The organism is Pseudoalteromonas sp. Ps84H-4, assembly GCF_024124645.1.
Classification (GTDB): Bacteria; Pseudomonadota; Gammaproteobacteria; order Enterobacterales; family Alteromonadaceae; genus Pseudoalteromonas; species Pseudoalteromonas lipolytica_C.
The window spans coordinates 102,481-116,251 of record NZ_JAMXSK010000013.1 but is presented as its reverse complement, the minus strand read 5'-3'; the positions used below and the strand labels follow the sequence as shown (position 1 = coordinate 116,251).

At 39.9% G+C, this 13,771-nt stretch carries 6 protein-coding genes; 4 read left to right on the top strand and 2 right to left on the bottom strand.

Going from position 1 to position 13,771, the window contains the following annotated elements; all coding sequences use genetic code 11:
* Window positions 1–117: 117 nt before the first annotated feature.
* The 3 genes from NH454_RS12850 (at window position 118) to NH454_RS12840 (ending at window position 2,358) form a co-directional block, all read left to right on the top strand.
* Window positions 118–378: a DUF3081 domain-containing protein gene (locus tag NH454_RS12850; RefSeq protein WP_135926344.1), complete on the top strand. Its 261-nt coding sequence runs from the start codon at window positions 118–120 to the stop codon at window positions 376–378.
* Between the two features lie 7 nt (window positions 379–385).
* The gene (locus tag NH454_RS12845; protein ID WP_138557731.1) at window positions 386–685 is read left to right on the top strand and encodes a hypothetical protein; all 300 of its coding nucleotides are present in this window, start codon (window positions 386–388) and stop codon (window positions 683–685) included.
* Window positions 686–762: 77 nt separating this feature from the next.
* Window positions 763–2,358, top strand: a complete 1,596-nt coding sequence (locus NH454_RS12840) for an AbgT family transporter (RefSeq protein WP_135926342.1) — start codon at window positions 763–765, stop codon at window positions 2,356–2,358.
* A 51-nt stretch (window positions 2,359–2,409) separates the two neighbouring features.
* Here NH454_RS12840 and NH454_RS12835 read toward each other — a convergent pair whose 3' ends face one another.
* On the bottom strand, window positions 2,410–11,706 hold the full coding sequence (locus NH454_RS12835) for an Ig-like domain-containing protein (RefSeq protein WP_253039285.1): 9,297 nt from the start codon (window positions 11,704–11,706) through the stop codon (window positions 2,410–2,412).
* A gap of 123 nt (window positions 11,707–11,829) precedes the next feature.
* Complete coding sequence (locus NH454_RS12830) at window positions 11,830–12,504, bottom strand: outer membrane beta-barrel protein (protein ID WP_253039284.1); 675 nt, start codon at window positions 12,502–12,504, stop codon at window positions 11,830–11,832.
* A 254-nt stretch (window positions 12,505–12,758) separates the two neighbouring features.
* On the opposite strand from NH454_RS12830, the gene NH454_RS12825 reads away from it, so the two are divergent.
* Window positions 12,759–13,754, top strand: coding sequence for a Solitary outer membrane autotransporter beta-barrel domain (locus NH454_RS12825; protein WP_253039283.1), 996 nt, complete (start codon window positions 12,759–12,761; stop codon window positions 13,752–13,754).
* Window positions 13,755–13,771 lie beyond the last annotated feature (17 nt).

Here is a 13,771-nt window from a genome sequence, read left to right as displayed (position 1 = left end):
GGCTAAATGCAGATTTAATGATTTATCGCAAACTAAGCCATAGAAACACTCAAAACATTAAAAATAGCACTAAACTTTTTATAGATCTGAAACGTACTACACTAAAAAGGAGTCATCATGAAAAATGAACTAGACGGTAAATTAATTCTTTCTGTGTATGAAAAAATCATTCAACACGGTGAAGACCATGAAGATGGAAAGCTTTACGAAGGTATTTGCGCTTTTTCTGATATCGATGGATATACAGTCTATCTAAAAGGCAGTGGTGTATTACTACGCTTTGGTTTTCATAATACCTATCACCTAGACTATCAACACGAAAAAAACAAAGAAGACTTTATGAAGAAAGTGCTTTATATCGCAGAGCAGGAACTATAAATAAGTAATGAAACGACGGGTAAAAGCTGAATCCAAGCAGCAAGTTGCATTTATCAATCAGGTTATTAATGAATTAAAAAATGACCCAAGTAAGCTAGATATTATTCGCGACAATCTTAGCTACTATCGTGAGCAACAGTTTCTTAAACGAGGTTTTTTACTTGCTATTGAGCGTTTTGATTGGGTGTTTGAAGCAACGAATGATGTAGAGCAAATCTGTGCGCAAATTCTAGCCGATGATTACATTGGTAAGCGTTTGCGCCGCTATCCCTTGCTATATAAGGGCGTATTGGAACGTACCTATTAGATTTCCCACCGCTAAAACATGATCTGTCCGGTAAAAAATGTTAGGTTAGCGCCATTTTGAAATAACGAGAACTGGACATGTCAAAAACTATAAACTCTCACAACACCCATGAGGGTGGCAATAATGGGTTGTTTAACCGATTTTTAGCCACCGTTGAATTTTTGGGTAATATGCTCCCCCACCCGATCACATTATTTGCAATGTTTTGTGTTGCCATTATCGTATTTAGTGGCATTGCCGATTGGTATGGTTTAAGTGCCATCGACCCACGCCCAGAAGGCGCTGCTGGACGCGACCCCGATGGTGTTATTGAAGTTGTCAGCCTGCTCAGTGCCGAAGGCCTGCAGCGTATCGTCACTGGCCTTGTTACAAACTTCACGAGCTTTGCACCACTCGGTACAGTACTGGTTGCTTTATTAGGTGTGAGTGTTGCAGAGCACTCAGGTTTACTTTCTGCAGCTATGCGAGGCATGGTAATGGGCGCATCTAAACGCCTAGTTACTTTCATGGTGGTATTTGCTGCGATTTTATCAAATACAGCATCAGAGCTTGGTTATGTCGTACTGATTCCACTAGCAGCCATGATATTCCACAGCCTTGGTCGCCACCCACTTGCGGGCCTTGCTGCAGCATTTGCAGGTGTTTCAGGTGGTTACAGTGCCAACCTATTGCTAGGCACCATTGACCCTCTTCTTGCTGGTATTACTACACCTGCAGCACAAATGATTGATCCAAATTACCAAGTTGGCGCTGAAGCAAACTGGTATTTCATGATGATCTCAGTATTTTTAATTGCCATTTTAGGCACGTTCGTTACCGAGAAAATCGTTGAGCCACGCCTTGGCAAATACAACCCAGATGAAGCAAGCAATGATTTACCTAAAAATGACATTGCAGGTTTAACCGATAAAGAAAAGTCAGGCCTTAAGTGGGCGGGTGTGTCACTGTTAGTGGTATCATTATTACTTGCTTGGACAATTGTTCCTGAAGACGGCATTTTGCGTAATCCAGAAACAGGCCTTGTTGCACACTCACCATTTTTAAAAGGCATTGTGGTATTCATCTTTGTTACTTTCGGTATTCCGGGTTTTGTTTACGGCCGTGTTGTTGGCACTATGAAAAACGATAAAGATGTCATTGATGCCATGAGTAAAAGCATGAGCTCGATGGGGATGTACATTGTGCTGGTTTTCTTTGCCGCGCAGTTCGTTGCCTTTTTTAAATGGACTAACCTAGGCACAATTTTAGCGATTAACGGCGCTGCTCTGTTACAAGCTCTAAACCTAACAGGTCCAGAAGTATTCGTGCTATTCATTTTAATGTGTGCATTGGTAAACTTAAGTTTGGGATCTTCTTCAGCGCAGTGGGCTGTAACTGCACCTATCTTCGTGCCAATGTTAATGCTAATTGGCTACGCGCCAGAAACTATTCAAGCGGCGTATCGAATTGGTGACTCGGTTACTAACCTTATTACACCAATGATGAGCTATTTTGGCTTGATACTGGCTGTTGCAACTAAGTATAAGAAAGACATGGGTATTGGTACATTGGTTGCGACCATGCTTCCATACAGTATGATCTTCTTTGTTGGTTGGGTGGCGTTATTCTACTTATGGGTATTTGTACTGGGCTTCCCTGTTGGCCCTGAATCACCGATTTACTATCAACCTTAATCTCATCAAAGAGATGAAAAAAGCCAAGCTAATGCTTGGCTTTTTTATTTTTTAACGGCGTACTTTTTGCGAGTAACGTCTATAAAGCGTATAGAAGAAGAGATAAACAATTAAACCTAGAGGCAATGAACCTCCACGTGTTTTACTCTCAACAGTTACCCGTTTTTTAGAGTTCACTAAAACATTAAATTGCCCCTCAACAGTACCACCATCACCGTCTGATACTGTAAATGTCACCGTATCGATCCCTTCAAAACCAACGTTTGGTGTATAGGTTAAGGTGTTATCAGCATTGATAATGACCGTACCATTATTTGCCGATGCGAAAATAATAATGAATGAATTATTATCTTCATCTGACACATTTGCTAAAACGTCTACAGTTACTGGGTTTTGATCCTCAGTGCTCACATCCACGATGAGAGAAATACTTGGTGCTTTATTTTCAACAACATCAACATTTACCTTAGCGTAGCTTGAACCACCTTGACCATCAGAGATTGCATAGGTAATGCTTGCCGTTCCTAGATGCTCTGCTTGTGGAGTGAAATACAATTGATTATTAGCAATACTAACTTGGCCAATATCAACTGAGGCAGATGTTAAGGTCAATGAGTCGCCATCAGCATCACTATCATTTGATAACACATCAAGATAAGCAGCTGTATTACGTTTAACCACAACAGTATCGTTTTGCGCATCAGGTTTAGTATTTGTGCCGGCTAACGTTGCTAAACCACTTGGGTCTTCGATTGCACGATTGACTAGTCCATCCGCATCATTAGGACCACCATCTTCGATAGTCAATTGCACACACCAGTAGCCTTCTTTTAAGCCTTCTTCATATTGTGCATCACGAGGTGGTGGGCAGAACCCCTCAACACCCGGTGCTGAAGCGATACTATTCTTACTATCTACGACAAACTCAGTCCAACCTGTAGGCATCAACTTGCGATAAACCGCATTGCTCGGAACCGGAGAAAATTGCGCCATAACAATACTCACAGATTGCCCTGGCACTGGTATATCAGTCACATTGAAGTCAAATACACCATTTTCATAGTTAAAGCTTGCATCAACAACGTTGTTTTGACTGTTACTTGCGAATTGCTCAACTTCTTCTCCAGTAATTCCCGTTTGCGTACCATGTGCAACAAAGGCAACATGTCCTAGGCTAAGCTGCAAGCCTGGCTCTGTTTCCATTAAGAAAAACTCACTTTCATTGAACTTCTCTTGCAACACATTTTTCGCCAAAGAGACTGAATCGATATAATCAGGAATACCGTCATTATCACTGTCACCATAACCTTCTTGTAGATCACTAATACCGTCAAAATCGGTATCTTCTGAAGTGAGTAAAGGTGCAGACTCTAAAATTGTTAATTCTAATTTCATTGAGCCTGTTTTATCACCATCACTGGCAACAATTGTAAATTGATAAGTACCATTTTCCACATTGCTAGGGTCAAAGCTAAATTGATCGTCAATCTGATCGATATCTATAATACTGTCGCTCGACACACTCCAATCATAAGTATGGGTATCAGCTAAGTTTGCATCGATCACTAATGCACTAATCGTCACTTCACCAGCATGCTTATCTATTATTCGTGTAGTAAGGCCGTTTTGACTTGCAAATAATTGTACGCTTGGTGCGACATTACCCTCTGCAATAGTCAATGTATGTGTACCTAAAGGACCAATTACAGCACTTTGTGGATCAGACAGGCTAACTACGACTGTTTCGCTGCCTTCTTCAAACTCATCTTGTGCTAAATTTACAATAAGTTGCGCCTCTCGCTGTCCTTCGTTAAAGACAAACTCTCCATCGACTAAATCATGATCAAGCCCTTGTGTTGCATCGCCTGACACTGAGTATGGAACAATAACAGGGTAACTTACTGCATCACCATTGAGAATGGCTTTAATCGTCACTGTTGTCCCTTCTGTAGCTGTTTGGTCTTTACTAAAGTTGACTTGGGGTACAACATGGATCAGCTGTGTTGCCGAGACTTGGTCACTGCCTTCACCAGCAGTCCACACAACGGTATGGGTACCTGATGCAAAAAATCCTTTAGAGCTAGCTGTTACTCGCACTGGGTTACCTAAAGAATCAAGTGCAATCGCCGTTCCCATGTTTACTTTTGTGAATAACCCCTCAGATGCAATTGTTCTGTCATCTGGCGCTGTAATTGTAATGTTCTGTGATGTTGAGACTAACGAAACAACTAAAGTCACTTCGGTTATTTCACCACTGCTATCTCTAATTTGATAAGTGATTACAACTTCACCAGTCATTCCAACAGGTGCGAGATACTCAAGCTTATTATCAACAATCCGGACAACACCTGCACTGGCTATAGCATTGAGAATAGTTAACTCATCGCCATCTGCATCACGATCATTTGCCAGCACGTCTAAAATCACAAACTCATTTAAGTCAGTATTAATCGTAAAGCTATCCGGCACAGAGATAGGTGCATCACTTACTGGATTCACTATGATAGTAACGGTGGCAAGCTCTGAACTCACTTTTCCATCTGATACTTGATAACTAAAACTGTCAGTACCGTAAAAGTCAGCATTAGGCTGGTAAGTGAAACTATTAGCATCCATCGTTAACGTACCATTACTAACCGGTGTCACTAGGTTGAATGTCAGATCATCGCCATTTTGATCAAAATAACTGAGTGTAAAGGTGATGCTCTCGTCTTCATTTGTGCTAAGTTGTTCACCGTTAGCCACAGGCGCAGTGTTTGCAATAATAACAGGGCTGGTTGCACCCGATGTAAAGGTCTCAGTATTACCGTTGCCATCAACATAGGTTACTACAACCGTTATCGTCGCGCCGATATCAGCATCGGTTAGCATGTACTCCGATAGTGTTGCACCTGAAATTAATACCCCATTGCGCATCCATTGATAAGTAAATTCACCCACGCCATCAGGGTCTTCAATGGTTGACTCAACACGCAGGGTTTGGCCTTGTTTAGCCTCGCCACTGATACTAATACCACCGGTTGCTTCATCGTTAACATCGGCAACTGTGATAACAAAGGTTTGTGTATCAGTTAACCCTTCGGCATCAGTTACTAATAAAGTAACAGCATGAGTGCCCACATCATCATTAGTGGGTGTACCACTTAGCTCACCTGTTGCAAGATTAAAATTAAGCCAACCTGGCAGTTCTGGGGCGCTCAATTTATAGCTATCAGCACTGTCTACATCATTGATAACTAATGTATAACTATAAAACTCATCTTGTGTCGCAGAAGTTAATGCTGCCGATTCAATAACAGGCGCATCATTTACAGACAAGATGGTAATAGTCACTGAAGCAATATTGGATTTAGCACCTTCGTTATCAAAAAGGGTATAACTGAATGAATCGATTCCTACATAGTTACTAGTAGGTGTATAAGCAAACGTACCATCTGCATTGTTCACAACCTGCCCGAAAGAAGGAGAATTCACGATTTGCAGTGAAGAAACATCAATGCTGCCATCTACGTCATCATCATTGATAATCACATTTATCACTATTGATTCATCTTCATTTATTTGCACAGTATCATTGTTAGCTAACGGTGCATCATTTACAGGTGTGACCGTTAATGACACGCGCGCTGCGTTTGACCATTCACCTAGATCATCTTTTACCCGATAGGTAAACGTATCCTCGCCATTGCTATTGGCATTAGGTGTGTAGCTGATCATACCGTTTACAATTTGCGTACTACCGAACTCTGGCTCAGTAACAACCTCAAGGCTTGTTTTATCAAGCGAACCATCTACATCTAAGTCGTTACCTAGTACATTAATGCTATGGGCTGTATCTTCGAGTAATTGAGCAACATCATTGTTCGCCTCTGGTGCATCATTCACACTATTTATAGTTAATTTCACAACGGCGATATTTGAAATTAATGACTGATCATCTTTGACGCTATAACTAAAGCTATCGCTGCCAAAGAAATCAGCGTTTGGTTTATAACTAATGGTTCCTAATGCGCTATTAACGCTAACTATGCCGTTTGCTGGTGCTTGGGTAATAGTCACATTATCAATTGTTAAATCGCTATCAACATCAAGGTCATTGTCTAAAATTGATAACTCAATTGAGGTATCTTCATCAAGCTCGCCTACATCGTTCGCTGCTATTGGAGCATCATTTACTTCACCGACTGTGACTATCACGCTCGCTTGATTAGACATAGCTCCAACTTTATCAGCCACACGGTATGTAAATGTATCACTGCCATTAAAATCCGCGTTTGGGGTATAGAGAATACGCTCGTTTTGTACACTCGCTTTACCGTTTTCTGGCGCAGTGACGACCTCTAAACGAGATAAATCAAGTGAATCTCCTTCATCAATATCAGAATCGTTTAGAGCGACATCGATTTCAATTGCCATGTCTTCTTCAGTTATGGCCGTATCAATCTTAGCAATTGGTGCATCATTAACCGGATTGATGGTAATTGACACTGTTGCAATAGCTGAGCGCCCATTTTCTAAGTCATCGACGGTATAAGTGAAAGAATCAGAGCCATTAACATTTTCATTCGGCGTATAGGTAATAACCCCATTCGCAGTATTTAAGCTCGTTTTACCAAGCGCCGGCGCTGTTATCACTCTAACACTGGCTGGATTTAAATCATTATCAACATCTGAATCGTTTTCTAAAATATTAATAGCAACACTGTTATCTTCATCAACGCTTGCTGTGTCATCATGAACATCTGGTACATCATTCACATTAGTAACAGTTAGCGTAAATATCTGTCTCGCTTCCTCTTTACTTGCATCAGTGACAACAAGCGTAATGTTATACGTGCCGACATCATCATTAGTAGGTGTGCCGCTTAAGGTAAGCGTAGTATCGTCAAAGGTTAACCAGCTAGGTATACCAAGGGCAGTATAAGAAAGACTATCATCAGCATCCACATCAGTTGCAGAAACGATATAACTGTATAACTCATCTTCAGTCGCAGTTGTAATAGGCGTAGATGAAAATACAGGGGCGTCATTTACATTTTCAACGGTGATAGAAAACATTTGAGAATCTGTTTCTTTTGCACTATCAGTAACCGTTAAACTAACCGTATGCGTGCCAACATCATCATTGCTCGGCGTACCAGACACTAAACCTGTCGCAGCATTTAAGCTTAACCAACTAGGAAGAGTCTTAGCTGAATATGTCAGTGTATCGCCTTTGTCTACATCCGTTGCACTAACAGTATAGTTATAAACGCTGTCCTCAGTCGCAGTTGTAATAGGTGTTGACGAAATAACTGGCGCGTCATTTACGTTTGTAACAGTCAGTGTAAATAATTGTCTGGCTTCTTCAGAGCTAGTATCAGTAACAACAACGGTAATGTTATATGTCCCTACATCATCATTAGTAGGAATGCCGGTTAGGGTGCGTGTAACAGGATCATAGCTTAACCAGCTAGGCAGGCCCTGAGCAGAAGACACAGTGTAAGAAAGACTATCACCAGCATCAACATCTGACGCTGTCACAGTATAACTGTATTGTGCATCTTCAAGTGCTACTGTAACAGGGGATGACGTAATAACGGGTTTATCATTTACATTAGCAACATTAATAACAAAATCCTGTCTGTCCGATGCATTTAAAGCATCTGTTACAACAACGGCAATATAACGCGTGCCAACATCATCATTTGTTGGTGTGCCTGATAAAACGCCAGTTTTTGAATCAATTGTTAGCCAGCTAGGTAAACCAATGGCACTAAATGTGAGGGTATCACCTATATCCGCATCACTTGCCTTAACTGAGTATAAATATTCAGTGTCTTCAGTTGCCCAAACCGGAGCTGAAGATGTGATACGGGGCACATCATTTACGCTAGTAACTGTAATAGTGCCATTCACTGGCGGTATACTACTGCTGCCATCCGTTAAGTTAAATGTAATACCCAGTGAGCCCGAGAAATTAGCCGCTGGTTTAAATGATAAACTTGCTAGCGAAGCGGTGACATCTGTTAACGATCCACTAAGTGTTAATGTAGCACTTTCATTATCGTACTTAACGACAGCACTGCCACTTGCTGTGCCTGCTAGCAAGCCAGATGTGTTATTTGCAAGTGTAATTGTCAGGGTAACATCATCACCTTCTTCATCGGTGATTTGATAATTATCAAATAGTAAGCTTGCGTCACTGTCTTCTGCAACAGAAAGCGCATAACTATCAAATACTGCTCGGCTGGATTTCAAAACCGAAGCCTTATAATCATCAGCAGAATCATTAAAAGAAATGTACAAGCTGTCGTCACTCGCAATCGCGAATCCATACTGATAAGCTTTACCTGATCTTACACCTAGGGGAGATACTGTATGCCAGCTTGTGCCATCAAAACTCGTCACCCTCACCTCAAAGCCCTCAGTTCCATTCGTATAAGTTCTATTCGTATAAGCGACATGAGGCCTATTGTTACTATCAAACTCAATATCGGGTGTATATTTATTTTCTGCAGAAAAACCTTGTTCTCCTACTAAAACCCAATCTGTGCCATCGAATTTTCTTACAAAAATTTCAGACGAATTAGCATTTACAAAGTAAGGCGTATTATTATTTAAAGCAAAGTTAGAGCTATAGACATTTTCAAGGGAATCGACAGGACCAACAGGCACCCAACTATCATTCACAAATTTTTTAACATTGCCGAACCACTTGTCGTTTCTTTTATCAACATATGCAAGGAAAAGTGTGTCACTGTCATCAAATGCAAGTGAGATAAACCTTGCATCGCTAGGCGTAACATTCGTTCCACCGACAGTCAGCCAATTTGTACCATCCCACTTTTTAACAATTGCTTTGTTAAAATAACTACTATCTTGATAAGCAACATATAAGTTGTCTGCACTATCAATTGCGATTGATGTATAAGCCACTTCGCCTAAATTGACTGGTGCCCCACCTATGGTTTGCCAACTTCCGTTGATAAACTTTTGGACGACGGCTTTACCACCAAGTGATATATCACTAAAGATAATATGCGGGACATTGTGACTGTCTATCGCCATTTTTAATCCACTAGTAATTCCAGTATGGAAACGTTCAGGCCCTACATATTGCCAAGAATCACCCTCTAATTTAATTCCTGATAATACGTTTCTGTTATTGAACTTGTCTGAAAAAACCACATAGGGAATGTCATGACTATCTAACTCAAGGCTAACATAAAAGGAAGCCGCTATAGAAAAACCTGTATTACCCGCAAAACCCCATTTTGGTTTAGTGACCATCACTGGCGCATCATTCGTTAATGAAACAGTAATAGTAAAATTTTGATTTGTAACAGCTTCAACACCATCTTCACCGCCATCTGCAAGATCAAATGTAAAGCTATCAGAGTTTGTTTCAGTGCCATTGTGCTTATAATAAAGCTTTGAATCATCAAGTGTTTGCTGGGTAAACGTGCCATTCACAGCAAGCTTTTCACCTGAGTCTAAACTACCATTATCATTGGCATCGACAAACAAGCTGCCATTAGTAGGTACTGATTTAAGTGTATAAGTAAGTCCTGTACCAGAGTCATCACTATCGTTTGCCGCTAACAGACTATTAGTAATAACTTTTGAATCGCCTTCATTAATTGAAAGTCCTGTATTTATACTAACTGAAGGTGGGTCATTAATTTCTTTAACAGAGTAGTTGCCAACGATAATTGAACTTGAGGCCGTACCATCGGTTACAGAAAAGCTAATTGTAAAATTCCCAGCTTCATTTGTAGAACCATTAAATACAATACTTGCAATTGACGCATTAACATCAGTTAGATTTCCAGAGAGTGTTAAGATACCCGTAGCTTCATCATAACTAATTGATGCTGAACCGCTTGCTGTGCCAGACAACGAGCCAAACTGTGTATCTGAGAGTGTTACAGTTAATGTGACCTCATCATTATCAGGATCTGCAATACTCACATTATTAAGTAAGGTTTCGCCTGTAGCGCCTTCTGAAATATTTTTATTGTAGTTTTCAAAAGCAGAATATGTTTTTTTAACAACGAACGGAGAATCAACCTCAGTCATTGCATCAATTGCATAAAACGTATTAGCACTATCGAGTGCAGCTCTCATTTTAATACCGTAATAAAACGCTTTGTCTGCAGGTGCAACTTGACCTAACGAACTCCATTTATTGCTTTCATAAATATATAATTGCCCTCTCCCGTTAGTCGCTTGTTCACTAAACGCAATTAAAAGTTTATCGTTCGAATCTATTAACAGATTCAAAATTCTAATTGCCGAAAAGGTTGAGGTATCCCCCACTTCAGACCAGCTATCATTGACAAGTTTAAGTACCTTAACTGGGCCCTGATATGACGTTGAATTAATAAGTGAGACGTAAGCGGTGTCTTGACTATCAAATGCAATTTGAGGATAACCACCTGATAGACCACTTAAACCTGTTGAGCTTAGACTTTTCCAATAGGTACCATCAAATTTTCTAACTTCTACAAAGGCAGGAATACGCTCTGTTATTCGAGATACTATATGTAACTCATTCTTTGAGTTAAATGCTATTTCAGGGCTTTCTGAACGCCCACCACTAGCCTGAGAGCCTACACTAACCCAGTTCGTGCCATCCCATTTTTTTACATAAGAGTAAGAATTACCATAAGCAAGATATAGCACGCCATTCTTATCTGTTTTCAAGTCAATATGATTTAGGTTTGAGCCTGTTATTTGATCAGAACCAAGTTCATTCCAACTACCATTTACCAGCTCTTTAACCACAACTTTCTTCGAAACACTCGTGCCCGAAATGAATGCAGCGTATAAATGGTTATTCGTATCAAACGCTATATCGGTGTTAGAGGCTGAGTCTGTTGAAAGCGCACTTCCTCCTACTAATTCCCACGTGTTTGTATCGCTAAACTTATAAACAACCGCCTGATGATGACCATTTCTGAAAATAATGTAAGGGATATTGTTGTTATCTACAGTAATATTTAAATTTTTCGAGTCACCCACTGACGAAGGAATTGAACCTACTTGCTGCCAAGGACTATTAGCACTAAAGCTAGGTGCTGCATTCGATTTAGTTACATTTAGTGTTGAATTTTTTTGCACATTATAATCAGACAATGACCGACCATTTTCTAATGTTTGACCATTAAAGGTGATAATTTGCCGAGCTTGCTCGATACTCGTCTGCTGCTCAACAAGGCCTTTTACCGTATCAATGCTGTCACTTGGCTCAACATCGAGTGTAAAAGTTTCGTTCGGTGCAATGATTGTTATTGGCATAGCCAATATAGACATAGGCGCAATAAGCGCTATAAGGTATAGGTATTTAATAATTGTTGATAGCATGACGTAGTGTTCCTGTAGAAACTTCAAGCTGCGAGTAATATCATCAAGAGTGATTTACTCATGTTCTCAGCTATTCCTTGAGATAATTTAAAATGTACGCCCCTTGCGCACATCGATAATGAGTTAGTCGAAGTAATATCTTGCGCCAATAGAGAGCATCGAAGCATCAGTTGCATCCAGCGCTGCATGGTCGTAACTAATAAAAACTTGAGTACTTTTAAAAACAGCAATACTTGCTTCAATGCCAAAGGTGACACTGTTGCCACTTCGTTTTGCATTAAATAGCTGTGAAGAGTCTATTTGGTATTGGTAATCTTGTTGCCAATCTAAATACCCCAACTTACCAGTCAGTGATATCTCTTTGGTAACAGGCCACGATGCTAAAAGTGATATTTGCGGCCCCTTTGCTGATTCTGGGTAAATTTGTTCCATGGTACTGTGTAAGCTGTCTATGTCGGTGACTTCACCAGTAAAGCTGAAATGTCTTTCGCCAAAATCTACATAACCAACTTGCAGTGAGTAGAACGAATTGAATTTATAACCAATTGCAGCTTGATAACCTGTATCTGAGTCCTTAATCGACACAGAGTTAATTAAGGCTCCTTGTTCAATTAATGATGACGTTAGTTTTTTTTTGCTGAGGTCTGTTGAAGCTGAACCTATTTGTCCTGATAAAAACCAGCCTGTTTGCTCAGCTTTGCCCTGTTGACTGCAAAATAAAGAACCAGCAAATAGGATGAATGTAGCAAGCTTAAAAACAAAGCCATTTGAACTAGCATTAAAATATGAAGCATTCAAAGTGGGACCTCTTGAACAGATTGAATCTAATTGCAACGTATCCACTGTTAATTACGAACATCCACTTTGTACATACCATTTACATTAGATTAAAATATTACGAGTTCGAATGAGAAAATTCTGATTCGAGGTGAGTTTATGAAAATTCCGACACCCTTTGTTACTAGTTCTGAGGAGGGGGTTTTGTATGATATGGATACCAATTAGGTACCAACACAACAAGATTCATGCTACTGAATTTACAATGCTTTTATATGAGATTTAAAGTTTTGATGAATAACCGAATTAAAAAGGTTTTTACTCTGTGCACAGTGTGGGCTTTGATCTACTGCTCATACAGCGATGCAAATCCAACGAAACAACTTGAATCAGCATTTGCCACCTCATTGGTTTTAACTGATGGTGACAGCATTACTTTAGGATTTGGTGATTTTGATCCTCAAACCATATTTAACCCACAAAATACAGTCAATGAAGAAGACAGCATAGCACTGAGAAAGAAGTTAAAACTCTACAGCATTCCGCTTAAATGGCAGGTAAATAACCCTATCTACCAACACAACATTAATGTAGTAAGTCGGATCAGCTACCTAAATCAATCAGATTTCATTTCGCTGTTTGATAATGTAGCTAACGACTATATTTCTGAAACTGTGTATAACGGAATGCTCGGCTTTAACGCAGAAAAAGCTCTTGGCTCTAAGTGGTCATATCAATTTGGTTTGAATACTCACTACTTACATTACAACAATGATTACGACTACAACTCTCCCGAGTCTAGGCGTAATTTAAAGCCTTTAACTGATAACCTTTACACCAATCTTAATAGCAATGCACTGGTGTTAAACCCTAATGCAACCATGATTTATCGCCTGCCTAGATATTGGGGCTATTACGAATATAAGCTTAACTTTAATTATTACTATGGCTGGGCACTATCTCACCCTGACGGTATACATAATGCAGCCCCTGAAACTTGGCGAACACTAAATGGTATTAAAGCAACGTTTAACATGTTTAAGATTGGACCATTTGAGCAAGCATTTTATATCAAAGGACAACGTATCGACTTAGGTGGTGATAGTCGAGTTGCATTCGGAACTGATCATTTTTATGAGTATGGTATAGGCTTTTTATGGGATGCACAGCGCTGGACGTCTTGGTTCAACAATTTTGGTATTGGCATCAACATCCATAACGGTAGCAGCCTAGATGGTGCTGCAATTGTCTTATACTTTAATGAAATTTAAGTCCATTTTTAAAAGAA